Below are 431 nucleotides of genomic sequence, written 5' to 3' on the forward strand. Positions count from 1 at the left end.
TTAAACGCTTTGTTATGAGCGTGGTTCAGCTAGGTGCTCTATGCCTAATTCTCGTTGCTTGCGCTTACTTAAACCACTCGCGACAATTCGGTATGATTCCGATAAATAATACTTTAGGTCATCGTCTAGTTTACCTGAAGTCTCAACTTGCTGTATCCACTTCATTCCACGACTAGCAAAATATGGAGCCGGTTTATAACCTTCACAATCACTTAGAAAGTCGAAATTTAAGTTAGAGGTTTTAAACGTGAATGCAGCTTGGGATCCATCGCTCCAACCACCTATCGCAAACACTTTACCACCAACCTTCCATACATCGGAATTACCCCATTGAACGACGTGACTCGTTCCAGCAAAAGATCCGCAAAAATGGTTAAACTCTTCGTAATTCATGTTGATTTCCCTATTAGCTCTGGTGTACCCCACAAAAA

At 41.5% G+C, this 431-nt stretch carries 1 protein-coding gene; it reads right to left on the bottom strand.

The window, feature by feature from the left end:
* Positions 1–12: 12 nt before the first annotated feature.
* The gene (locus FCV43_RS19845; protein ID WP_045608197.1) at positions 13–393 is read right to left on the bottom strand and encodes an MmcQ/YjbR family DNA-binding protein; all 381 of its coding nucleotides are present in this window, start codon (positions 391–393) and stop codon (positions 13–15) included.
* Positions 394–431 lie beyond the last annotated feature (38 nt).

It is taken from the genome of Vibrio genomosp. F6 (assembly GCF_005146325.1).
GTDB lineage: Bacteria > Pseudomonadota > Gammaproteobacteria > Enterobacterales > Vibrionaceae > Vibrio > Vibrio cortegadensis.

What these genes read in the sequence shown, in the direction of transcription:
- FCV43_RS19845 (WP_045608197.1), bottom strand. Translation starts at nt 393, where the DNA reads ATGAATTACGAAGAGTTTAACCATTTTTGCGGATCTTTTGCTGGAACG.